Genomic DNA, 21,059 nt, shown 5'->3' on the forward strand with positions numbered 1-21,059 from the left:
GGGATCATCGATGACCACATCCATCGCGGCCGAGGTCCGGCTCGTCTCCGGCGCGCTGGGCGCCGAGGTTCACGGCATCGACCTCAACACGCTCACCGACGAGGGCTTCGCGCTGATCCACGACCTGCTGCTCAAGCACCAGGTGGTCTTCCTCGCCGGCCAGACCGGGCTGACGCCGGCCGCACACGTGGCGTTCGGCCGCCGCTTCGGCGAGGTCGAGCTGCACCCCTATCTGCCACGGCTGGACGGGCACCCGGAGATCGTCGTCATCGACTCCGCCGACGGCGGCAAGGTCGACGTCTGGCACACCGACATGACGTTCCACCAGAGCCCGCCGATCGCCTCGATCCTGCACCTGGTCCAGCTGCCCGAGGTCGGCGGCGACACCATGTGGACCAACCAGTGCCGGGTCTACGAGGCGCTCTCCGCGCCGATGCGTGACCTGGTCGACGGGCTGACCGCCATCCACGTCATCCGGATCGGCACCGAGTTCACCAGCCGGGCCGAACACCCGGTGGTCCGGGTGCACCCGGAGACCGGGCGTCGATCGCTGTACGTCAACCGGCTGTTCACCTCGCACATCCCGCAGCTGACCCGCAACGAGAGCGACGCGCTGCTGGAGCACCTGTTCGCCTTCTCCGAGAGTCCCCAGTTCACCTGCCGCTACCGCTGGCGGACCGGGGACGTCGCGGTCTGGGACAACCGGGTCACCCAGCACTACGCGGTGAACGACTACGAGGGACTGCGCCGCGGGCAGCGGATCACCGTGCTCGGCGACCACCCGACCGGGAACCCGCCGCGCTGGGAGCACTACGCGCCCGCGCCCGGCGAGCGCTACTGGCCGGGCCGGGTCAACGCGGTGGAGAGCTACTGACCGCCGCTCACCAGGTCACCGGGAACGAGGCGATGCCGCCGTTCATCCGGTCGTGCCGCCACGGGATCTCGGCCGGCGGCACCGCCGGCGCGAGCGCCGGCATCCGGGTCAGCAGCGCGCCCAGCGACAGCTCCACCTGCATCCGGCCCAGCGCCGTACCGAGGCAGAAGTGCGGCCCGAAGCCGAAGGTCAAATGCGGGGCGTCCGGCCTGCGGTCGATGTCGAAGACGTTCGGCTCGGGAAAGAACCGGGGGTCGCGGTTGCCGGCCCACGGGACCGCCATCACGCAGTCCCCGGCGCGCATGCCGACGCCGCCGAGGACCAGGTCCTCCCGGACCACCTGCACCCGGAACATGGCGCTCACCGACGTGTAGCGCAGGATCTCGTCGGTGGCCGCGGAAAGCTTCTCCGGTGCCGCGCGCAGCTTGGCCAGCTGCTCCGGGTGCCGGAACAGCGCGAGCAGGCCGGCGCTCGTCGAGTTGATCTCCAGCCCGCCGAGCAGCACCCCCATGGCCAGCTCGACCAGCTCGGCGTCGGCCAGCTCGTGCGTGCCGCGGACCCAGGCCGAGAGCAGGTCGTCGCCGGGCTCGGCCCGCTTACGCGCGAGCTGACCGGCCAGGTAGTCCCGCAGCTGGGCCTGCGCGGTCGCGGCGTCGGCCGAGCCGTACGCGGTGACCGAGTTCAGCCCCTCGATCCAGGCGTAGAAGCGGGGACGGTCGGCGGCCGGCACGCCGAGCACGTCGCACACCACGAACACCGGCAGCGGCGCGACCAGCCCGGCCACCACGTCGGCCGGGCGCGGGCCGGCGAGCATCGCCTCGACCAGCTCGTCCACCAGCCGCTGCACCCGGGGACGGAACGTCTCGATGCGGCGGGCGGTGAACGCGCGCGCGGCCACCCGGCGCACCGCCGCGTGCGGCGGACCGTCCATGTTCAACTCGCGGGGACCGCCGCCGTCCGGCGTCGCGGTGGCGCCGAGCGGAAGCCGGGAGAAACGGGGGTCGGCCAGCACGGTGCAGCACTGCTCGTAGCCGAGCACCAGCCAGGCGGCCCGCCCGTCGGGCAGCCGCACCCGGCTGACCGGCTCGGTCACGACCATCTCCAGCAGCTCGGCCGGAAGATCGCCGGTGAATGGCTCGAACGGATAGGAACGCAACCCGGAATTGACGCTCAACGCACCACCGCCTGCCGATCGCGGTCCACCTCGGGCACCGGCTAAGACTCCAGCATCGGTTAGCCCGGCGTCAATATCCATTGCGGTCGTCCGCGACCTTCCGCGTACCGCTTCCATCACCTAGCATCGGTTGGCCAGGACTGCCGTTTCACGCGCGGATTGGTGGGATTTGACTGCGGCTCTGCGAATTCTGATGTCGACGTGGGGCTGGCGGTCGCATTTCTACAGCCTGGTCCCGCTCGGCTGGGCGCTCCAGGCCGCCGGCCACGAGGTGCGGGTGGCCAGCCACCCCTCGATGGTCGCCGCGATCAGCTCGGCCGGGCTCGCCGCCGTGCCGCTGGGCGCCGACGTCGACTTCGCCGCCGCGTTCGCCGGCCGGATCGGCGCGGTGGCGCCGCTCGACGGGCCCGCCACGGCGGACGCCCTGGAGCCGGCGATCACCGCCGACGGCGGGGTGGTCCGCTTCGCCGACGCCGTGCTCGACGAGCTGGTCTCCTTCGGCCGGTCCTGGCGGCCGGACCTGATCCTCTGGGAGCCGTTCAACCTGGCCGCGCCGGTGGCCGCCGCCGCGCTCGGCGTACCCGGCGTGCTGAACCTGTGGGGGCCGGACTCCTCGACCACGCTGCGCCTCGACCCGGAGTCGGTGGTCGGGCCGCTCGCCGCCCGGTTCGGGCTCGCCGCCGCCGAGGTGGCGTTGGACGGAGTGCTCACGCTCGACCCGGTGCCGCCGCCGATGCAGGTGCCGACGCGGCGTCCCGGCCGCCCGGTGCGGTTCGTGCCGTACAACGGCCCGGCCGTGCTGCCGCCCTGGCTGCGCCGCCCGGCGGACCGGCCCCGGGTGTGCGTCACGGCGGGCACCATGATGGCCGGCGCGGGCCTGGACGACCGGCTCGACCTGGCCGGGGTGATCCACGCGGTGGCCGGGCCGGACGTGGAGGTCGTCGTCGTGGTCGAGCCGCGCCAGCGCGAGGCGCTGGGGCCGGTGCCGGCCGGGGTCCGCCTGGCCGACGGGCCGCTGGCGATGCGGCTGGTGCTGCCGACCTGCGCCGCGCTGGTGCAGCAGGGCGGGGCCGGCACCACCATGACCGCGCTCGCGTACGGCGTGCCGCAGCTCGTCCTGCCGCAGGTCAGCGACCAGCACTTCAACGGCGAACGGCTGGCGGCCACCGGCGCGGGCGCCTGGCTGACCCGCGAGCAGGCCACCGCCGCCGCGGTGCGGGACCTCGTCCGCGAGCTGATCGCCGACGGCCCGTGGCGGCGCGCGGCGGCGCTGATGCGCGACCGGGTCCACGCCATGCCCACCCCCGCCGACCTGGTGCCGACGCTCGCCGCCCTGGCCCGGGGCGGCCCGATCTGAGGAGTCGCAGATGACGCAGGACCCGCCGGCCATCCCGTACCCGCTCGCGCCGGCTCCGACGATCTACCACCCGTCGCCGGACTACACCCGGATGCGCGAGACGTGCCCGGTGGCCCGGGTCGAGCTGCCCGACGGGGCGTGCGCGTACCTGGCCACCCGGCACGCCGACGTGCGCCGCGTCTTCACCGACCAGCGGTTCAGCCGGGCCGCCGCGGCCGGCCCGAACCGCCCGACCCGGGAGCTGGGCTCGCTCGCCGAGGACTCGCTGATCGGGATGGACCCGCCCCGGCACACCACGATGCGCCGGGCCGTGTCGCACGCGTTCACCGTCCGCCGGGTGGAGGAGCTGCGCCCCAGGGTCGCGGCGCTCGTCGACGCCATGATCGACGACCTGGTGGCCGCGGGTCCGCCCGCCGACCTGATCACGCACGTCTCCGGTCCGCTGCCGATCTCCGTGATCAGCACGCTGTTCGGCATCCCCGAGCGGGACCGGGAGCGGGTACGTCAGTGGTCGGACGCGCTCGTCGGCGACTGGGACGCCGACCCGGAGGCGCCCCGGGCCGCGCTGGAGGCGTTCCGCGAGCTGATCGAGCAGCGCCGCCGCGAGCCCGGCGACGACCTGATGAGCGCGCTCATCGCGGTCTGGGACGAGCACGACGACCTCACCGAGCGGGAGCTGGTCTCGGTCACCGCCGGCATCTTCGTCGGCGGGCACGAGACCACCACCAACCAGCTCAACCTGTTCCTGCTCGTACTGGCCCGCCACCCCGAGCAACTGGCCGCGCTGCGCGGCGACGACCCGGTCGCGGTGGCCCGGGCGGTCGAGGAGCTGTCCCGCTTCATTCAGCTCGGCGACAACGGGGTGCTACTGCCCCGCGTCACGACCGAGGAGGTGGAGCTGGGTGGCGTACGCCTGCCGGCCGGCGCCGCGGTGCTGCCGGCGATCGCGTCGGCGAACCGGGACGCCACCGTGTTCCCGGGCGCGGACACGCTCGACCTGACCCGCGCGCACAACCCGCACCTGGCCTTCGGCGCCGGCCCGCACCACTGCCTCGGCGCGGCGCTGGCCCGGATGGAGCTCCAGGAGGCGCTCGGCGGCCTGCTGCGCCGGCTGCCCGGGCTGCGGCTCGCGGTCGACGAGTCGCAGCTGCGGTTCCGGCCTGGTCTGGTGGTGCGCAGCCTGGAGTCGCTGCCGGTGACCTGGGACGCGTGACCGGCTCTGTGACCGGTCAGCCGTCCGCCGATCCCGGGACCACCCGGGTCGGGGCGGCGGGGTCGAGGGCCGCCTCCACCGCCACCTCCTCCACGCCGCGCAGCAGCCGTTCCGCCTGTTCCTCGGTGAAGCAGCCGAAGTCGAAGATGACCTGGAGGTAGACCGTCTCCGGCTGGTCCTCGACGGTGATGAACACCTGCTCGGGCAGGTGGTCCAGCGGGCCGTCCCAGACCAGGAACGTCTCGTCGGCGCGGCGGCGGATCCGCTCGGCGGTCACCGGGTCGTCGTGCAGCCCGACGTCGGCCGCCTGCCGCGTGGCCACCCGCCGGTCGTTGATCCGGCAGCTGATCCGGGCCGGGTATCCGCGTTCGGTGTCCAGCCGGTCGGAGACCTCCGCGAGCTGCGCCGGGTCGTAGTAGGCGTACTTCCCGGCCGACACCGCGGCCCGGCGGGCACGCGCCACCACCTCGTCCACAGTGGTGTCGGCGGTGTCGACGCGCAGCACGCCGTTCTGGCTCAGCGGGGCGATGGCCTCGGCGAAGCCCGGCCGGAACCGATTGCCGACGATGAGCTTGGCGGTGAGCGGACTGACGCCGGTGGCCCGGCCGATCGCGACCGCGATGACCGCCAGCAGCACGCGCGAGGTGTCGGTGCGGGTCCGCGCCGCGATGGCCCGCACCGCCAGGTACGCCGCCGGTGAGCTGAACCGGCCGTGCCAGTACCGGTGCCCCCGGCGCCCACCGGCGGCCGGCTCGCCGAATGTCAGCGGCGGGATGTCCCGCAGGTGCTCCGCCCAGTGCCGCACGGCCCGGTCGCTGACCCGGCGCAGCGGCGGCGTCTCCTCCCGCCGGCCCAGGTCGAGGATCTGCACGGTACGCGGGTCGGCGACCCGGCGGACCGGGCGGCCGGCGAGGCCCAGATCGGCCAGGAGCAGCGACGTGGCGGTGCCGTCGACCACGAGGTGGTCGATGGTGAGCACCCGGTGCACCAGGACGCCCCGGTGCCGGATCACCGCCATCTTCACCGACCAGTCGCGGTAGAGGTCGTAGTGGCTCAGCAGGCGGGCGTGGCCCAGGTCGTAGGCGAACGTGGCCACGTCGGCCGGGTCGGCGTCGTCGGGCACGTCCACCACGTCCAGGACCGTCTCGCCGGTGGCCGACACGACCTGGCACGGACCGCCGTCGCCCTCGCCCAGCCGCATCCGCAGCGCCGGGTGCCGGGCCATCAGCGCGGCGAACTCGGCCGCCACCTGCTCGACCGTGACGCCCGGCGGCACCGGGTGGGCGCCGCTGACGTTGTGCGTCCAGCCGGTCTCCCGCATGTCCTGCATGATCGCCTTCTGCCCCCAGGTCAGGGGCGCGACGCCGGCGCCCGGCCCGGCGAACGCGACGGGAACGTGGGCCTGGACCGTCTGCGCGAACACCGGTCAATGAGAGCAACGGGCATCGGTGTGTGTCAACGCGACGGCGCACCGTTACGCTGCCGTCCATGCGGGACGCCGTACGGGTCTGGGTGCTTGCGGCCGGGGCGCCGCCGGACGTGCTGGCCCGGTACCGGGCGGTGCTCGACCCGGCCGAGCGGGCCCGGGCCGCGCGGCTCGCCGCCGACGGGCTGCGGGACCGGTTCACGGTGGCGCACGGCGCGCTGCGCGTGCTGGCCGGGCGGGCCACGGGCGCGTCACCGGCGGCGCTGACCTGGCGCCGCGGCCGGTACGGCAAACCGGCGCTGACCGGGCCGTGGCGCGGCCTGCACACCAGCCTGTCCTACTCCGGCGATCTGGTCGCGGTGGCGCTCAGCGACGGCCGCCCGGTCGGGGTGGACATCCAGCACGTCGTGCCGGGCGGGGACCCGGTGCCGGCGTCCGCGCGCTTCTTCCACCCCCGGGAGGCGCGGCACGTCGCCGCCGGCCCCGACCAGGCCGCCCGGGCGCGGCGGTTCGTGCGGCTGTGGGCCCGCAAGGAGGCGGCCGTCAAGGCGGCTGGGGGCCGGCTGTGGCCCAACCTCGGGATGCCGGTGGACCGGGCCGACGTGGTCGAGTGCGCCGACCCGGCCGGCCGGCACCGGCTCGCCGACCTGGTCGCGCCACAGGGGTACGCGGTGGCGGTGGCGCTGGCCGGCGACGAGCCGTACGCCGTCGAGTGTCGCACCGACCTCGGTGACTGCCCGTGACCACCATCGCACCCGTTGACACTCACCGATCTCCCCTGCTCTGATGACTCCATGCTGGAGCGCGTGATCGATCCGTGGGAGCCCCGGTGCTAGAACACGACGCGCCGCCCCGGGACCAGGTCGTGGACCGCCTGACCGTGCTGCTGACCCGGATGCTGCGGCCGGACGCGCCGGTCACCGAGCAGACCCAGCTGATGGACGAGCTCGGCCTCAGCTCCTCGCTCGGCCTGGAGTTGCTGCTGGCGCTGGAGGACGAGCTGGAGATCCAGATCGACGTCGAGGAGCTGGACGAGGACCGGATGGCGACGCTCGGGGACCTGGCCGACTACATCACCGCCAACTCCACCGCGCGCTGAGCATGCCCACAGCGGACCGGCCCAGCCTGAGCGTGGTGGTGCCCGCGCACGAGAACCCGTCCGCGCTCGACACCACGCTGCGCTCGCTGACCCGGCAGACGCTGCCGGCCGCCGACTTCGAGGTCGTCGTCGGCGACGACGGGTCGGCCGTCGCGCTGGGCCCGGTGGTGGACGCGTACCGGGGCCGGCTGCGGATCGAGTACGTGCGCAGCGACCGGAACCGGGGGCGCAGCGCCAACCGCAACGCGGCGGCGGCCCGGGCCCGCGCGGCCACGCTGATGTTCCTGGACGCCGACACGGTGGCGCATCCCACGCTGCTCAAGCGGCACCGCGACTTCCACGCCGGGCGCGCCGGCCGGCCCGGGGTGCTGCTCGGCCAGCGGTACGACCTGGACTGGGCCGGCGCGGACGCGCTGCGCCGCGGCGAGCCGGTCGTGCCGGCGATGCTGGACGCCGAGCGCGGCGACCCGCGGCTGGAGGACATCGCCCTCCCGCAGCGGATGGGCGACTTCCCGAGCGCGCCCTGGGTGCTGGGCCTGACCCACAACTCGTCGGTGGACCACGAGTCGTTCCGGCGGGTCGGTGGCTTCGACGAGGCGATGGTCAAGTGGGGCTTCGAGGACCTGGAGTTCTTCTACCGGGTGTTCCACCTGCACGGCGCCCCGCCGGAGCTGTTCCGGCTGGACGTCGACGCGCTCTCCTACCACCTCCCGCACTTCCGCAAGACGTCCAACGGGATCGCCTCGATGGACAACATGAAGTACCTGCTGCGCAAGCACCTGCGCTACGACGTCGAAGTGCTGTACGGGATCAACACGTTCGGCCGGCACCTGGGCCGGATCCGGCTCTACGGCGCGGCCATCGAGGCGTACCGCTCCGGTGGGCTGGGCCGGCCGGACGTGCTGCCCGGGTCGCTGCGCGACGAGCTGGCCACGAGCGCCGCGCTGGTCGTCGGCAACGGCGTGTCCGCGCTCGACCTGGGCCCCGGGTCGCACACGTTCGACCACGACGCGCCGGTCGGCGGGACGAACTCCCACCTGCTCGGCACCGTGCTCCAGCAGTTCAAGGCCGGCGCGCTGGACCTGATCGTCAACGTCGACATGTGGCGCTGCCTGCTCCCCGAGGACCTGCCGGCGTTCCTCACCCGGGGGCTGCTCAAGGCCGACCGGATCGAGCTGGTCGCCTCCCGTACCGGCCTGGACCAGCGCGCTCTGCTGCCGGTGCCGCTCGTCGCCGACCTGGACTACGTGGCCGACATGCTGCGCCCGCACTTCAGCGTCGCCGTCGCCGCGTACGACGCGGCCACGGTGATCACGCTCCGCTGACCCGCCGCTCAGGCGGGCCGCGCCAGGACGAGGCTGACGTTGTGGCCGCCGAAGCCGAACGAGTTCGACAGCACCGCGTCCACCGTCGTCGCGCGTGGCCGCCCACGGATGTGGTCGACCTCGCCGTCGCGCTCCGGCTCGTCCAGGTTGCGGGTGGGCGGCAGCAGGCCGCGGCGCAGCGCCTCGACCGCGATCGCCGCCTCGATCACGCCGGAGACGCCGAGCATGTGCCCGGTGACGCCCTTCGTCGAACTCAGCGGCGGCGCTTCCGCGCCGTAGACGTCGGCGAGCGCGGCCAGCTCGGCGGCGTCCCCGGCCCGGGTGCTGGTGCCGTGCGCGTTGACGTACCCGATGTCGGCGGGCTCCAGACCGGCGTCGCGGACGGCCAGGCGCATGCACCGGGCCGCGCCGGCGCCGTCCGGACGCGGCGTGGTCGGATGGTGGGCGTCGTTGGTGGCGCCCCAGCCGAGCACGTCGGCGTGCCGGCGGGCGCCGCGCGCGGCGGCGTGCGCGGCGCGTTCCAGCACGAACACCCCGGCGCCCTCGCCGAGGACGAGCCCGTTGCGGCGGCGGTCGAACGGGCGGCTCGCGGCGGCCGGGTCGGCCCAGCCGCGGGCGAGCGCCCGGGCGTTGCCGAACGCGTCGGCGAACGTCGGGAACAGCGGCGCCTCGGCGCATCCGGCGAGCACCACGTCCGCGTCGCCGGCGCGCAGGATGCGCAGCGCCTCGCCGATCGACTGCGCGCCGGCCGCGCACGCCGTGCCGATCGACGAGGTGTAGCCGTGGATGCCGAACTTGATCGCGATCCGGGCCGCGCCCATGTTGGGCAGCGTGCCGGGCAGCATGTACGGGCTGACCCCGAACCGTCCGCGCCCGGCGCGGGCGAGCACCTGTTCCTCCAGCGTGGACAGTCCGCCGACGCCGGAGACGACGACCGCCACCCGGTAGCTGTCGACGTCGTGGCCGATCCGCAGTCCGGCGTCGGCGAGCGCGTCCTCGGCCGCGCGCAGCACCATGACTATCGACCGGTCCACGACGCGGGACTCCGGGCCGGGCAGCACGGTGGCCGGATCGATCGCCGGGGCGAACGCGGCGACGTCGACGACGCCGTGCAGCGGATGGTCGTGCGGTGGCCGGGTGAGCCCGGAGCGGCCGTCGCAGACCTCTTCGAACACCTCGGCGGCGGTCGCGCCGACCGGGCTGACGAGCCCGATGCCGGTGACCGTGACCCGTTCGCGCACGCTCACCGGAACCGGCGCGCCGGGGCGTGACGCGGCCGGGTGCCGTGCCCTGGCATCGGTCAGTGCGCCGAGGCCGGGGCGATCCGCGCCGCGACCGCGCGGCTGAACTCGCCGACTGTCATCATCGCCAGCTCCTCCGCCTCGTCGTCGTCGAACGCGACCCCGAACCGGTCCTCCACCCGCACCGCGAGCTCGGCCAGGCCGAGGGAGTCCACGTCGAGCCCGGCCGGGCCGAAGACGGTGTCGTCGTCGACGTCGCCGACGTCGTACTTCATCTCGGTCAGTGCGGCGAGGAGGAACGCGCGGATCTCATCGGTCATGTCCGGTGTTTCCCTTCCACGGTGCCTGGCGGCGCGCTCGACCTGCTCGACGGAACCTGTGAGGCGCGGAGCGGACACTCCGCGTAGCATCGACCTTACTCGATCAGGTTGGTTTGACAAGGCACCCGATCGGTCAGCCGTACCGGCAGCCGGTCGTACCCGCGCAGCATCAGCGCGCGGCGCGGCCCCGGTTCGGCGGTCAGCGCCGGGAAGCGGTCCAGCAGGCGGGGCAGCACCAGCCGCCCCTCGGCCCGGGCCAGCGTCGCCCCGAAGCAGTAGTGCGGCCCGGCGCTGAACGCCAGGTGCCGGTTGTCGGCGCGGGACGGGTCGAACCGGTCCGGGTCGGGGAAGCGGCGCGGATCCCGGTTCGCCGCGCCGGTCAGCACGACCACCGTCCGCCCGGCCGGCACCGGCAGGCCGGCGACCTCGGTGTCCACCGCGGCGTACCGGACCGCGAAGTGCACCGGCGGCTCGTACCGCAGGATCTCCTCCACGTAGGACGCCGCCAGCGACGGGTCGGCGCGCAGCGCGGCCCGCGCGTCCGGCCGTTCGGTGAGCAGCACCAGCCCGTTGCCGAGCAGGTTCGCGGTGGTCCGGAACCCGGCGTTGTACATGATGATCAGGTTGGCGAGCAGCTCGTCGGCGGTCAGCCGGCCGGGTTCGTCGTCCAGGCCGCGCAGCAGCGCGGAGACGAAGTCGTCACGCGGGGTCGCCCGGCGCGCGGCGACCAGGTCGGTGAAGTACGCGGTCAGCTCCGCCGCCGCGACGTTGGCGGCCCGGACCTCGCGCATGGACCGGCGGCCGATCTCCAGCACCGCGTCGAACGCGCGGACCCGGGGCGGGAACCACTCCCGGTCCTCCTCCGGCACGCCCAGCAGCTCGCCGATGACGTCGCTGGGCAGCCGCAGCGCGAAGCGCGCCATGAAGTCGACGGGCCGGCCGTCCGCGCCCGACTCGGCGAGCCGGTCGAGCAGGTCGTCGGCGATGCGCCCGATGGCCGGTTCCAGCGCGGCGACCCGGCGCGGGGTGAGCGCCTGGGAGAACAGGTGCCGGACCCGGAGGTGGTCGCGTTCGGCGGCGTTGAGCATGGACGACTGGAGGATCCGGGTCACCTGGTGCTGGCGCCAGCGGACGCCGGCCCGGTCCAGGTAGTCGGCGCCGAGCACCCGGAACACCGGGTCGCGCAGCACCCGGTTGACCGCTTCGTAGCCGTGCACGACGAGCGCGTGCGGGTCGCCCGGCCGCAGCCGGGCCGCCTCCCCCGCCTCGTGCAGCCGGGCGTAGAAGGGGTACGGGTCGCGCCGCACCTCGTCGCCGAGCAGCTCGTCGAGGGAGACGCGGACGCTCATGGCCACTCCTCGCGGTCACCGCAGTCCCGTGACCATAGACTCACCGGCGCCGATGTGTCCACGGGACGGCCGGCGGTCAGTCCGGGCCCGCCCCGCAGGCGTCCTCGCGTACGCCGGCGAGCATGTCGGCGGTCGTGTGCGCCTGGATGCCGGGCGGCACCGGATCGGCGAACCGCGCGACGACCGCCCGCACGTGCCGTTGCGCGGGTTCGGCCAGTCCGTCGTAGACGGCGGTGAACAGGTCCCGGGCCGGCCGGCGCAGCCATCCGGCCGGAAGCAGCTCCAGCGGCAGCCGCGGGTCGAGCGTGGGGAACCGCCGGTAGGTGTCCATCACCTCGGTGCGGGCCCGCACCGCCGCCGGACCGTCGACCGACTCCAGCCGGGACGCCAGCGGGGTCCACCGGCGCAGGAAATCCTCGTACTGGGCGCTGATCGCGGCGATGTCCCAGGCGTCGACGGGGGCGCGCTGGCCGGTCACGTCGAGCGCGTCCTGCCGGCCCCGGAACACGGTGACCGCGCCGGGCGCGAGCTGCGCCAGTCGCGACCGGGCCGGCTCCGCCAGCTCGTACGGGGAGATCCACAGCCCGTCGTACAGCGGCGCGAAGCCGAGCCAGCGCAGTTGCCCGCGCAGGGCGCGGCGCTGCGTGCCGCGGTCCTGCGGCAGCGAGAACGCGACCACCGTCCAGCACCCGTCCCACGCCTGCGTGTCGGCGGTGGAGGCGACGATCCAGCTGCCGCCGGCGGAGAGGTCGGCGGCGGCGCCACGACTGAGCCGGTAGAAGCTGTTGCGGCCCTGCCGGCTGCCCTCCAGCACGCCGCGCCGGGCCAGCCGGCTGATCGCGGTACGCGCGCCGGCGCTCGTCACCCCGGTCTCGGCGAGCAGCTCGACGATCGCGGCGGACGGCAGCGGGGCCCGGGTACGCAGCGTGTAGTCGGCCAGGAGGGTCACCGCCACGCTCTGCGGCGAGGTGCCGGCCTGCCGCCGGGGCAGCCGTGGCGTGGGCGCCTCGTCCGGGTAGATCTCCTCGATGTCGAACGGGCTTGGCACACGCGCTCCGGGCTCGGCTCAGGGACGGAGCATCGACTCTAGACGAACGCCGCCGCAGCATATCGGCGTGCTTCGATTGACAGTTCACCGCCCGACGGGAACACTATGTGCCATATGAGCGCGGAGCCGGGCCGGGCAAGCCACATTCCGTGAGCGAGGCGCGACACCGCTGCCGTCCGGGCGGCCGGCGCGGCGCGTGACCGCTCATTCCCGCCTGCACACAGGCGATCGAAGGAGTCTCCGTGAGAATCAGAGCCAAGATGGTGGTGGCCCTGGCCGCGTCGCTGGTGGCGGCCGGCCTGGTGATCCCCACCGTGCAACCCGCGTACGCGGCGTCGCTGGCCGAGGTGACCAGCTTCGGCGACAACCCCGGGCGCATGCGCATGCACGTCTACGTGCCGGACAACCGCCCGTCCCGGCCGGCCACGGTGGTGGCCATGCACGGCTGCGGCGGTTCCGGCCCCGGCTTCTACTCCGGCAGCGAGTTCGCCGGGCTGGCCGACCGGTACGGCTTCATCGTGATCTATCCCAGCGCCACCCAGCAGGCCGGGTTCGGCAACTGCTTCGACACCTGGTCCGACGCGGCCAAGCGCCGCGGCGGCGGCAGTGACCCGGTGTCGCTCATCTCGATGGTCCGCTACGTGCAGCAGCAGTACGGCGCCGACCCGGACCGGGTCTACGCCACCGGCAGCTCGTCCGGCGGCATGATGACCAACCACATGCTGGCGCTCTACCCGGACGTCTTCAAGGCCGGTGCGGCGTTCATGGGGGTGCCGTTCAACTGCTTCGCCGGCGCCTCCGACTACCCGCCCGGGTCCAGCCAGTGCACCGGCGGGAACATGAACCGCACCCCGCAGCAGTGGGGTGACGCGGTCCGCCAGGCGTACCCCGGCTACACCGGGCCGCGTCCCCGCGTGCAGCTGTGGCACGGCACCAACGACACGCTCGTGCCGTACTCGCTGCTGCAGGAGACGATCGAGCAGTGGACGAACGTGTTCGGGCTCAGCCAGAACCCCACCTCCACCGACACGCCGCAGTCCGGCTGGAACCGGCGGCGCTACGCCGACTCCACCGGCACCGTGCAGGTCGAGGCGTACAGCATCCAGGGCGCCGGGCACAGCCTGCCGTCGTCCGGCATGGCCGCGGCGGCGATCGCCTTCTTCGGCCTGACCAGCACGCCCGGGCCGACCACGCCCCCGCCGGGACCGACCACTCCGCCGCCGGGGCCGACCACGCCCCCGCCCGGCCCCACCACCCCGCCGCCGGGACCGACCACGCCGCCGCCCGGCACCGGCGCCTGCTCGGTGCGCATCGAGCTGAACGCCTGGAACAACGGCCTGACCGAGAACATCACCATCAGCAACACCGGCTCGACCGCGGTGAACGGCTGGTCGCTGGCGTTCACGCTGCCCGGCGGCCAGACCATCACCTCCGGCTGGAACGCCTCGTACTCCCCCTCCTCGGGCCAGGTGACGGCGCGCAACGTCTCCTACAACGCGGCCATCCCGGCCGGCGGCTCGACCACCATCGGCTTCCAGGCCACGCACACCGGCAACGCCGGGCGGCCCAGCTCGTTCACCCTCAACGGCCAGTCCTGCACGCTCACCTGACCGGCGTACCCCGACCCCGGTGACGTCCGGACGGCGGCCCCGCGACCCCGCGTCGCGGGGCCGCCGGCTACCCGGCCGGCGGGGCCGGTTCCGGAGCCCCGCCGCGGCTGATCCGCAGCGTCAACACATCGGTGCGAACCGTGATGTGGCCGTGGAACAGCGCCGCTCCGCCCGTCCCGTAACCGACCTGGGTCGCGGTGACCAGCGGATGTCCGACCGCCACGCCGAGCCGCTCGGTGGCCTCGTCGTCGGCGAGCACCGCGGTGAGTTCGATCTCCGCCCGCCGCACCGGCATACCGGTCGCGCTGGCCAGGAACTCGAACATGTCCAGGTCGATGCTGAGCAGCCCGGACGGGTCGAGGTCGCGGCCGTCGAACCGCAGCGGCAGGTGATCACGGATCCAGGCCGCCGGGACCCCGTCCACGGCGAAGAGCCGGTCGACCCGCCACACCGGCGAGCCCGGCTCCAGTCCGAGGACGCGCGCGCAGTCGGCCGGGCACTTCGCCCGGCTGACCGACGCGTCCTGAAGCGTCGGACGGTGACCCGTGGCGGTGATCCGGTCCCGCAGCGCGGTGACGTCACCGATGGACACCGGCACCCGCTCGGCGTCATCGTGCACGAAGGTGCCGATCCCCCAGGTCCGGGTCACCACCCCCTCGGCGGCGAGCTGCCCCAGCACCTCGCGCACCGTCGCGCGGCTGACCTCCAGACGATCAGCCAGGTCCCGCTCGTTGGGCAGCTTCTCACCCGACCGGAACTCGCTGCCGATCAGCTGCCGCAGCCGGCCGTGCGCCGCCTGTAGCGCGGTTTCCCGCCGAGCCATCCGCCCTCACCTCATCACTGCCCGCCGCCGCGTCGGCGTACGGAGTGTAGTTCGTCCACGTCCGCTCGGACGATCACCGGCACGGCCTCACCACACCTGCTCCAGCACCCGGATGGTGTTGCCGCCGATCACCTTGGCGATCTCGTCGTCGGAGTAGTCGTGCGCCACCAGCCAGCCCACGATGTTCCCGAACGCCTCGCCCGGATTCTCCAGCCCGGACACGTACTCCACCCGCGGGTGCTGCGGACGGTTCCCGGCGTCGTGGGCGTAGTTGCCGGCGTAGGTGTCGTGCACCCCCACGTGGTCGCCGAACATGGTGTCCGGACCGAACGTGACGTGGTCGATGCCGACCAGGTCCACGCAATAGGTGAAGTGGTCCATCACCGACTCGATCGAGTGGTGCTGGTGCGCCTGCGAGAGCGTGGTGTGCGGGGCGGCCTCGATGCCGATCACGCCACCCCGCTCGGCGCAGGCCCGGATCACCTCGTCCGGCTTCATCCGGGAGGTGTCCCAGACCGAGCGGGCGCCGGCGTGGGTGATGAACACCGGCACCCGGCTGGCCTCGATCACGTCCAGCGACGTCTGGTCGCCGGAGTGCGAGATGTCGATGGCGATCCCGAGCTTGTTCATCCGGTCCACCGCCCGGCGGCCGAAGTGCGTCAGCCCGCCGTCGTGCTTCTCCGACAGGCCCCCGCCGAGCATGTTCGCCTGGCTGTACGCGATGCCGAGCTGGCGTACGCCGAAGCCGTAGAGGATGTCGATCCGGTCCAGCTCGTTCTCGATCGGGCTGCTGCACTCCAGGCCCGCGACCAGGGCCAGCCGGCCGTCCCGCTTCGCGGCGTGGATGTCGTCCAGGGACGTGGCCAGGAAGACGTGGTCCTGCTTGTAGAGGTCACTCATCCGCATGCCGAGGGCGTAGACGAGGTCGTTCCACTTCCAGCCGTTCTCGCTCGTCACGCAGGAGGCGCCGGCCATGAAGTTGTCGAAGACGGCGGTCAGGCCGGAGCGCGCCAGCCCCTCGTATCCGGTGCGCTGGCGGGCGGTGCGGTTGTAGGCCCGCAGCTCGCTGACGTCGGCCGGCAGGACCACCGGATGCTCGTGCAGCGAGATGGCGGCGTGCTCGGTGAGCAGCCGCGTCACCCGCGCACGCTGAGCGTCGGTCAGGCCGAGGTCGTGCTCCGGCACCCGGCCGATCTCCTCGGCCAGCGTGAACACCCGGTAGTCCGAGTGCGGCTCCAGGTACGAGTACGACCTGTGACCCTTGTACCGGGGGGCGGGTTCTTGCAGCAAGACGCTTCTCCTTTGGACGATCGCCGGCCGTCACGCGGCCAGCGGGAAGTGGCAGGCGACCGGATGCGCGCCGGCGGCCAGCGGTGGTTCGGTGGTGGCACAGGTGTCGGCCGCCTGCCAGCAACGGGTCCGGAACCGGCAGCCCGAGGGCGGATCCACCGGACTGGGCGGGTCGCCGGCCAGCAGGATCCGCTGCCGCCCCTGCCGGCCGGCCGGGTCCGGCACCGGCACCGCCGACAGCAGCGCCCGGGTGTACGGGTGCCGGGGCGACTCGTAGAGGCTGACCTCGGGGCCGGTCTCCACGAGCTTGCCCAGGTACATCACTGCCACCCGGTCGGAGATGTGGCGCACCACGGACAGGTCGTGGGCGATGAAGACGTACGCCACGCCGAGTTCCTCCTGGAGCCGCTCCAGGAGGTTGACCACCTGCGCCTGGACCGACACGTCCAGGGCGGAGACGGGCTCGTCGCAGACGATGACGTCGGGGCTCAGCGCGAGCGCCCGGGCGATGCCGATGCGCTGGCGCTGCCCGCCGGAGAACTGGTGCGGGTAGCGGTCCAGGTGCAGGCCGGGGTCGAGACCGACCAGGTCGAGCAGCTCCTTGATCCGCTCGATCCGGCGCCGGCGGTCCAGCACGTCCGGATGGATCTCGAACGGCTGGAGCAGGATCTCCCGGATCGTGCGGCGGGGGTTCAGCGACGTGTACGGGTCCTGGAGCACGATCTGGATCCGCCGGCGCAGGGCCCGCAGCTCCCGTCCCCTGGCCTGGTGCACCACTGACGTGCCGAAGCGCACCGCGCCGGAGGTGGGCTGCTCCAGCCCGACGAGCATGCGGGCCAGCGTGCTCTTGCCGCAGCCGGACTCGCCCACCACGCCGAGCGTCTCGCCCCGGCGCAGGTCGAAGGAGACACCGTCGACGGCCTTGACCACGCCGCCGGAGGTGAACGGGACCCGTCCCTTGACCGGGAAGTGCTTGACCAGGTTCTCGACCCGCAGCACGACCTCATCGCCGGGTGGCATCGAGCACCTCCTCGTGGTGGTGACAGGCGCTGGCGCGATCGGCCGGCAGCGCCAGCAGCGGCGGCAGGACGACCCGGCACTCGTCGGTGGCCCGGGGGCAACGCAGGTGGAACGGGCAGCCGGCAGGGAGCCGAGCCGGGTTGGGCGGAGCGCCGGGAATCGCGTAGAGCTGCTCGTCGCGCCGGTCCACCCGGGGCATCGAGTTGAGCAGCCCCTCGGTGTAGGGGTGCGCCGGACCGGCGAAGATCTGCTCGACGGTGCCCCGTTCGACGATCCGGCCGGCGTACATCACCGCCACGTCGTCGGCGACCTCGGCGACCACCCCCAGGTCGTGGGTGATCAGCAGCAGGCCCATTCCGCTGTCCCGCTGGATCTCCGCGAGCAACTCCATCACCTGGGCCTGCACCGTCACGTCCAGCGCGGTGGTGGGCTCGTCCGCGATCAGCAGGTCCGGTTCCAGGGCGATGGCCAGCGCGATCATGATGCGCTGGCGCATGCCCCCGGAGAACTGGTGCGGATAGTCCCGCATCCGGTCCTTGGCCGCCGGGATCCGCACCCGGTCGACCAGTTCGACGGCGCGGCGGCGGGCGTCGGCCCGGGACATGCCCCGCCGGACCCGCAGCACCTCCACGATCTGGTGCCCGACGGTGAAGACCGGGTTGAGCGCGGCCATCGCGTCCTGGAAGACCATCCCGATCTCCTCGCCGCTGACCCGCTCCCGCTGCTTGCGTGACAGGGTCAGCAGTTCCCTGCCCCGCAGCTGGACCGAGCCGCTGACCGTCGCCGGCGGCACGTCGAGGATGCCCGTCACCGCCTGCGCGGTGACGCTCTTGCCGGAGCCGGACTCACCGAGGATGGCCAGGGTCTGCCCCGACTCGATCCGCAGCGACACCCCGTTCACCGCGTTGACCGGCCCGGTCGGACCGGGGAACGCGACCTTCAGGTCGGCGATCTCCAGCAGGCTCATCGGAGCACTCCGGCGCGGCTGAGGAAGTCCCGCACCACCTGCTGGAACAGCTCCGGCTCCTCCAGTTGCGGCGAGTGGCCGGAGGACTCGAAGACCACCAGCTCGCCGCGGGGCACCAGGTCCGCGATGACCTGCGAGGCGGCCACCGGGGTACGCCAGTCGTGCCGGCCCACCGTCACCAGGGTCGGGCACGTGATCGACGGCAGCTTCGGCTTCAGGTCGTAGCGGGGCATGTTCTGCCCGAAGGCGGCGTTGTGGGTGCGGTAGTGGAACCGGGTGGCGGCCAGCCGCGCCTCGTCCTTTGCCGGGTCGTGCTGGTGGTCGTAGAGCGGCAGGATCGCTTTCCAGTACTCGCGCAACTGCTCGTTGCTCTCGAACCGGCCGGTGCCGATCCGGTCGATGACCCACTCCGGGATCACCGAACGGTCGGTGTTACGGGCCCGCTCCACCGCGAGGTGGTCGTGCGCGGTGTCCGCGGCGGTGTCCCGCAGCACCAGCGCGGAGACCCGCTCCGGGTGGGCGATGGCGTACTCCATGGCGATGAACCCGCCGTACGAGCCGCCGGCCATGACGATCGTCTCGTAGCCGAAGTGCGCGCGGATGGCGTCCACGTCGGCCACCCACTGCTCGTGGGTGAACGGTTCGTCGTCGCTGGACTCGCCGGAGCCGCGGGCGTCGAAGACGATGACCCGCATGCGGTCGGCGAACGGGCCGAACGAGCGCTTCGGCTCCTGGCGGGAGCCGAGGCCCGGCGCACCGTGGTGCACGATCATCGCCGGGCCGTCGACCGGGCCGAACGCCTCGACGACCAGTTCCGCTCCGTTGATTCTCATCGGATCCCCTCGATGATGTTGGACGCCAGGTCACGCGGGTACCGGGTGAGCCGGCGCGGGCCGTCGTCCTGTACCAGGACCGTGTCGGAGATGCGGTAGCCGGCGTGGCCGGGCACGTAGACGCCGGGCTCGCTGGACAGCAGCATCCCGGGGGCCAGCACGGTGTGGTCGCCGTCCTCGACCCAGGGCGCCTCGTGGTTCTGCAGCCCGATGCCGTGGCCCTGCCGGTGCCGGATGTAGTCGCCCAGGCCCCGGTCCCGCAGGACGTCCAGGCAGATCCGGTTGACCTCGGCGCAGGTACGCCCGGCGATCATCGCCTGGGTGCCCACCTCCTGCGCCTCCCGGTCGGCCTCGTAGTAGCGCACCTGCTCGGCGGTGGGCTCGCCGATGACGAACGTCCGCTCGCTCTCCACGAACCGGCTGGCCACCGCCGCGCCGAGGGAGAGGATCAGGGTGTCGCCCGGCTGGAGCCGCCGACGGGTCGGCAGGCCGTGCGGCAGGGCGGAGTTCGGGCCGGCGTAGACCAGCCCGCCGGCCAGCTTGGTGGTGTAGACGACCAGGTCGTACTCGGCGTACATCCGGTCGGTGCCGAAGCCGATCACGTGCCGGGCGATCTCGTCCTCACGCGGCAGCGGCCGCCCGGCGGCGAGCGCCTCCTCGATCAGGGCCCGTCCGGCGGCCAGCATCTCGTCGCAGATCCGCGCGGCCGCCTCGTGGAACGGGATCTCCTCGGGGAACTTGCGCAGCCGCAGCTCGGCGACCGCGTCGGTGGTCTCCAGCGTGGCCCCGCCGATGGCCCGGGACAGCGCCCGGAACGCGCCGACCGAAAGGCCCGCGCCCACGCCGATACGGCGGACCGGACCGCCCGGACGGGACAGCGCCGAGGCGAGCGTCTCCTCGGCGGTGACCACGCCCGGGTACTCGAAGTACGTGACGGTCTGGACCGTCACGCCCTGCTGGGCCGCGTACTCCTCGTCGAGGCGCGGGATCACCAGCAGCGGATCCCCCGTCCGCGGCAGCCAGAGGTACACCGGACGTTCGGTGGCGATGTAGAAGAAGCCACTGAGGAAGGCGACCTCCGCCGGCGAGGTGGCCAGGAACCCGTCCAGCCCTCGTTGTTCGAGCGCCTCGGCGAGCCGGCCACGGACGCTGTGGTAGAAGCTCTCGGGCAGTCGCATGGTCAGCCTCCGTTGCGACGGGGGTCGCGGGTGTCGTTGAACCGGGTTCCGGCGAGGGTCGCCGCCAGCACCAGGAACAGGATCGCCAGGGACGGGAAGAGCGTCTGCCACCAGGCGATCGCGATCGTGCCGCTGCGCTGGGCGTTGAGCAGGATGCGTCCCCAGGACCAGGCGTCCGGGTCGCCGAGCCCGAGGAAGCTCAGGCCGGCCTCGGAGATCACCGCCCGGGAGGCGGTGAGCAGCACGCTGACCACCATCAGCGAGACGACGGCGGGCAGGATCTCCCGGGTGACGATCCGCCAGCCGGTGGCGCCGAGCACCCGCGCACCGTCGATGTAGGGCATCGCGCTGATCACCAGGCCCTGTGACCGGATCAGCCGGGCCACCTCGGGCCAGGCGAAGAACCCGATGATCAGGGTCAGCGTCGTGACGCTCGGGCTCACCACCGCCGCCAGCATGATCATCAGCGGCAGGGTGGGCAGCGCCAGCATCACGTCGGTGATCACCGTGGCGACCGCGTCGAACGGCCGGAAGTACGCCGCGGCCAGCCCGATCGCGGTGCCCAGCACGATGGCGAGCAGCGAGGCGGCCAGGCCGATCACCATGCTGGTCCGGGTGCCCCAGACCACCTGGGCGAAGATGTCCTGCCCGAGGTCGTCGGTGCCGAACCAGTGCGCCCCGGAGGGCGGTTGCAGCACGTCCGCGCCGGCGCCGGCGGGCTCGTCGGCGATCAGCGGCGCGAAGACCGCCAGCACCGCCATCACGAGCAGCACCAGCACCGACAACGCCACGACGGGCTGACGCAGGTAGCCGGAGAGGAAGGACCGCCTGGGCGCGGCCGGGGCCGGCGGGAGCGCCTGCTCGGTCAGCACGGGGGCACTCACGGCACCCTCCCTTCGGTGGTGGCGGCGA

At 73.3% G+C, this 21,059-nt stretch carries 20 protein-coding genes; 7 read left to right on the top strand and 13 right to left on the bottom strand.

Features of this window, described 5'->3' with window-relative positions; all coding sequences use genetic code 11:
- The first annotated feature begins 10 nt into the window (after positions 1–10).
- Positions 11–874, top strand: a complete 864-nt coding sequence (locus PVK74_RS09005; protein ID WP_064445597.1) for a TauD/TfdA dioxygenase family protein — start codon at positions 11–13, stop codon at positions 872–874.
- A gap of 7 nt (positions 875–881) precedes the next feature.
- Here PVK74_RS09005 and PVK74_RS09010 read toward each other — a convergent pair whose 3' ends face one another.
- Positions 882–2,048, bottom strand: a complete 1,167-nt coding sequence (locus PVK74_RS09010; protein WP_064445596.1) for a cytochrome P450 — start codon at positions 2,046–2,048, stop codon at positions 882–884.
- Between the two features lie 193 nt (positions 2,049–2,241).
- On the opposite strand from PVK74_RS09010, the gene PVK74_RS09015 reads away from it, so the two are divergent.
- Positions 2,242–3,405, top strand: coding sequence for a nucleotide disphospho-sugar-binding domain-containing protein (locus PVK74_RS09015; RefSeq protein ID WP_274478792.1), 1,164 nt, complete (start codon positions 2,242–2,244; stop codon positions 3,403–3,405).
- A gap of 10 nt (positions 3,406–3,415) precedes the next feature.
- Positions 3,416–4,618 (top strand): cytochrome P450, encoded by a 1,203-nt coding sequence (locus tag PVK74_RS09020; RefSeq protein ID WP_043323260.1) that lies wholly within the window; start codon positions 3,416–3,418, stop codon positions 4,616–4,618.
- A gap of 16 nt (positions 4,619–4,634) precedes the next feature.
- On the opposite strand, the gene PVK74_RS09025 is transcribed toward PVK74_RS09020, so the two are convergent.
- Complete coding sequence (locus PVK74_RS09025; protein ID WP_187692816.1) at positions 4,635–6,041, bottom strand: condensation domain-containing protein; 1,407 nt, start codon at positions 6,039–6,041, stop codon at positions 4,635–4,637.
- 65 nt (positions 6,042–6,106) lie between these two features.
- Here PVK74_RS09025 and PVK74_RS09030 point away from each other — a divergent pair, with 65 nt between their 5' ends.
- From PVK74_RS09030 to PVK74_RS09040, 3 genes are all read left to right on the top strand, one after another.
- The gene (locus PVK74_RS09030) at positions 6,107–6,787 is read left to right on the top strand and encodes a 4'-phosphopantetheinyl transferase family protein (protein ID WP_274478793.1); all 681 of its coding nucleotides are present in this window, start codon (positions 6,107–6,109) and stop codon (positions 6,785–6,787) included.
- 86 nt (positions 6,788–6,873) lie between these two features.
- The gene (locus tag PVK74_RS09035; RefSeq protein WP_030499105.1) at positions 6,874–7,143 is read left to right on the top strand and encodes a phosphopantetheine-binding protein; all 270 of its coding nucleotides are present in this window, start codon (positions 6,874–6,876) and stop codon (positions 7,141–7,143) included.
- Positions 7,144–7,145: 2 nt separating this feature from the next.
- Positions 7,146–8,468: a glycosyltransferase family 2 protein gene (locus PVK74_RS09040; RefSeq protein WP_274478795.1), complete on the top strand. Its 1,323-nt coding sequence runs from the start codon at positions 7,146–7,148 to the stop codon at positions 8,466–8,468.
- 8 nt (positions 8,469–8,476) lie between these two features.
- Here PVK74_RS09040 and PVK74_RS09045 read toward each other — a convergent pair whose 3' ends face one another.
- From PVK74_RS09045 to PVK74_RS09060, 4 genes are all read right to left on the bottom strand, one after another.
- Positions 8,477–9,715: a beta-ketoacyl-[acyl-carrier-protein] synthase family protein gene (locus PVK74_RS09045; protein WP_274478796.1), complete on the bottom strand. Its 1,239-nt coding sequence runs from the start codon at positions 9,713–9,715 to the stop codon at positions 8,477–8,479.
- A 53-nt stretch (positions 9,716–9,768) separates the two neighbouring features.
- Positions 9,769–10,029 (bottom strand): acyl carrier protein, encoded by a 261-nt coding sequence (locus PVK74_RS09050; RefSeq protein WP_030499102.1) that lies wholly within the window; start codon positions 10,027–10,029, stop codon positions 9,769–9,771.
- Positions 10,030–10,124: 95 nt separating this feature from the next.
- Positions 10,125–11,378 carry a cytochrome P450 gene (locus PVK74_RS09055; RefSeq protein ID WP_274478798.1) on the bottom strand — a complete coding sequence of 418 codons (1,254 nt, stop codon included), beginning with the start codon at positions 11,376–11,378 and terminating at the stop codon, positions 10,125–10,127.
- A gap of 76 nt (positions 11,379–11,454) precedes the next feature.
- Positions 11,455–12,426, bottom strand: a complete 972-nt coding sequence (locus PVK74_RS09060) for a PaaX family transcriptional regulator (protein ID WP_064445590.1) — start codon at positions 12,424–12,426, stop codon at positions 11,455–11,457.
- Positions 12,427–12,668: 242 nt separating this feature from the next.
- On the opposite strand from PVK74_RS09060, the gene PVK74_RS09065 reads away from it, so the two are divergent.
- On the top strand, positions 12,669–14,036 hold the full coding sequence (locus PVK74_RS09065) for an extracellular catalytic domain type 1 short-chain-length polyhydroxyalkanoate depolymerase (RefSeq protein WP_082930904.1): 1,368 nt from the start codon (positions 12,669–12,671) through the stop codon (positions 14,034–14,036).
- Positions 14,037–14,103: 67 nt separating this feature from the next.
- On the opposite strand, the gene PVK74_RS09070 is transcribed toward PVK74_RS09065, so the two are convergent.
- From PVK74_RS09070 to PVK74_RS09100, 7 genes are all read right to left on the bottom strand, one after another.
- A complete protein-coding gene (locus PVK74_RS09070) occupies positions 14,104–14,859 on the bottom strand; it encodes a GntR family transcriptional regulator (protein WP_064445588.1) in 756 nt (251 codons plus the stop codon).
- A gap of 87 nt (positions 14,860–14,946) precedes the next feature.
- Positions 14,947–16,149 (bottom strand): dipeptidase, encoded by a 1,203-nt coding sequence (locus tag PVK74_RS09075; protein WP_274478800.1) that lies wholly within the window; start codon positions 16,147–16,149, stop codon positions 14,947–14,949.
- A 30-nt stretch (positions 16,150–16,179) separates the two neighbouring features.
- On the bottom strand, positions 16,180–17,169 hold the full coding sequence (locus PVK74_RS09080; RefSeq protein WP_043323250.1) for an ABC transporter ATP-binding protein: 990 nt from the start codon (positions 17,167–17,169) through the stop codon (positions 16,180–16,182).
- Positions 17,153–18,136, bottom strand: a complete 984-nt coding sequence (locus PVK74_RS09085; RefSeq protein ID WP_043323248.1) for an ABC transporter ATP-binding protein — start codon at positions 18,134–18,136, stop codon at positions 17,153–17,155. The genes PVK74_RS09080 and PVK74_RS09085 overlap by 17 nt, the downstream gene beginning before the upstream one ends.
- A complete protein-coding gene (locus PVK74_RS09090) occupies positions 18,133–18,969 on the bottom strand; it encodes an alpha/beta fold hydrolase (protein WP_043323247.1) in 837 nt (278 codons plus the stop codon). The genes PVK74_RS09085 and PVK74_RS09090 overlap by 4 nt, the downstream gene beginning before the upstream one ends.
- Positions 18,966–20,147 (bottom strand): M24 family metallopeptidase, encoded by a 1,182-nt coding sequence (locus PVK74_RS09095; RefSeq protein ID WP_210869383.1) that lies wholly within the window; start codon positions 20,145–20,147, stop codon positions 18,966–18,968. Before PVK74_RS09095 ends, PVK74_RS09090 begins: the two co-directional genes overlap by 4 nt.
- A gap of 2 nt (positions 20,148–20,149) precedes the next feature.
- Positions 20,150–21,031, bottom strand: coding sequence for an ABC transporter permease (locus PVK74_RS09100; protein ID WP_223200978.1), 882 nt, complete (start codon positions 21,029–21,031; stop codon positions 20,150–20,152).
- Positions 21,032–21,059: the final 28 nt, after the last annotated feature.

The sequence above is a fragment of the Micromonospora chalcea genome (genome assembly GCF_028768405.1).
GTDB lineage: Bacteria > Actinomycetota > Actinomycetes > Mycobacteriales > Micromonosporaceae > Micromonospora > Micromonospora chalcea.